Genomic DNA, 1,716 nt, shown 5'->3' with positions numbered 1-1,716 from the left:
GGAATCGGCTCTTTGATGCAATCGACGTTGGCGAACTTCAGCGCGATCTCGCGAATCGACGGCAGACGCTTCATGATCGTCTCGGCGCCGATGTGCGACAGATCCAGCAGCACGTGATCCTTGTTCGGACCGACGCCGCGCCCTTCCTTGATCTCCTGGTCCATCGAACGCGAAACGAAGTCGCGCGGCGCGAGATCCTTCAGCGTCGGCGCATAGCGTTCCATGAAGCGATCGCCATTGGAGTTACGCAGAATGCCGCCTTCGCCGCGCACGCCTTCGGTGATCAGCACGCCCGCGCCCGCCACGCCCGTCGGGTGGAACTGCCAGAACTCCATGTCCTGCAGCGCGATGCCCGAACGCGCGGCCATGCCGAGGCCATCGCCCGTATTGATGAACGCATTCGTCGATGCCGCGAAGATGCGGCCCGCGCCGCCCGTGGCGAACAGCGTCGTCTTGCCTTCGAGAATGTAGACCTCGCCCGTTTCCATTTCGAGCGCGGTCACGCCGAGCACGTCGCCATCGGCGTCGCGGATCAGATCCAGCGCCATCCATTCGACGAAGAAGTGCGTTTTAGCCGCGACGTTCTGTTGATACAGCGTGTGCAGCAATGCGTGACCGGTGCGGTCCGCGGCGGCGCATGCGCGTTGCACGGGCTTCTCGCCGTAGTTCGCGGTGTGACCGCCGAACGGACGCTGATAGATCGTGCCGTCCGCATTGCGGTCGAACGGCATGCCCATGTGTTCCAGCTCGTACACCGCGTTGGGCGCTTCGCGGCACATGAACTCGATTGCATCCTGGTCGCCGAGCCAGTCGGAGCCCTTGATGGTGTCGTAGAAGTGATAGTGCCAGTTGTCTTCGCTCATGTTGCCGAGCGATGCGCCGATGCCGCCTTGCGCCGCGACCGTATGCGAGCGCGTGGGGAACACTTTCGACAGCACGGCAACGGAGAGCCCCGCGCGCGCCAGTTGCAGCGATGCGCGCATGCCCGAGCCGCCCGCGCCGACGATGACCACGTCAAAGCGGCGACGCGGCAGGGAAGTCTTGATTGCAGCCATATTCTTTACACTCTCCAGAGAATCTGTGCGGCGTAGCCGGCGCATCCGATCAGCCACAGGATGGTCAGCACTTGCAGAAGCAGGCGCACGCCCATCGGCTTGACGTAGTCCATCCAGATGTCGCGAATGCCGACCCACGCGTGATAGAAGAGGCAAAGCAAGGCTACGAAAGTCGCGAGCTTCATCCACTGCGTCGCGAAGATGCCGGCCCAGCCTTCATAGGAGAAGTTGTGCGCGGCGAAGAACCAGAACAGCAGGATGACGGTGTAGACCGCCATCACGACCGCGGTGATGCGTTGCGCGAGCCAGTCGCGCAGACCGTAATGCGCGCCGACGACCAGGCGCTTCGGGCCGACTCGATTTTGCGTTGCCATGTTTAAAACACTCCGAAGATCTTGAGGGCCATCGCGAGCGTGAGCAACAGCGAAACGATCAACACGATGAGCGCGGTCTGCTTGCCGCCTTCCTTGTTCACCGCGACGTGGGTGTCGAGCAGCAAGAAGCGAATGCCCGCGCAGAAGTGATGCAGATACGCCCACGACAACACGAGCGTGACGATCTTGACGATGGGATTGGCGAGAAAGCCCTTGAACGCGTCGAACGAGATCTCCGACGTGAGGCTCTGATCGAGCAGGTACAGGATGAACGGCAGACACACGAA

The 1,716-nt window shown here is 61.9% G+C and carries 3 protein-coding genes; all 3 read right to left on the bottom strand.

Annotated elements, in window-relative coordinates:
* A partial coding sequence (locus NOV72_RS31690) for an FAD-dependent oxidoreductase (protein WP_146150070.1) occupies positions 1 to 1,055 on the bottom strand: 1,055 nt, incomplete at its 3' end.
* A 5-nt stretch (positions 1,056 to 1,060) separates the two neighbouring features.
* Complete coding sequence (gene sdhD, locus NOV72_RS31685; RefSeq protein ID WP_106858440.1) at positions 1,061 to 1,429, bottom strand: succinate dehydrogenase, hydrophobic membrane anchor protein; 369 nt, start codon at positions 1,427 to 1,429, stop codon at positions 1,061 to 1,063.
* Positions 1,430 to 1,431: 2 nt separating this feature from the next.
* Positions 1,432 to 1,716, bottom strand: a 285-nt coding sequence (gene sdhC, locus NOV72_RS31680; protein WP_106858439.1) for a succinate dehydrogenase, cytochrome b556 subunit, incomplete at its 5' end; no start/stop codon positions are given.

Origin of the sequence: Caballeronia novacaledonica (genome assembly GCF_900258035.1) — a bacterium.
GTDB classification, from domain to species: Bacteria; Pseudomonadota; Gammaproteobacteria; order Burkholderiales; family Burkholderiaceae; genus Caballeronia; species Caballeronia novacaledonica.
Note: the sequence above shows the minus strand (reverse complement) of the source record. Positions and strands in the feature narration are given on the sequence as shown.

Excerpts from the sequence above, each read along its gene's own strand:
- sdhD (WP_106858440.1), bottom strand. The coding sequence starts at position 1,429 with ATGGCAACGCAAAATCGAGTCGGCCCGAAGCGCCTGGTCGTCGGCGCG.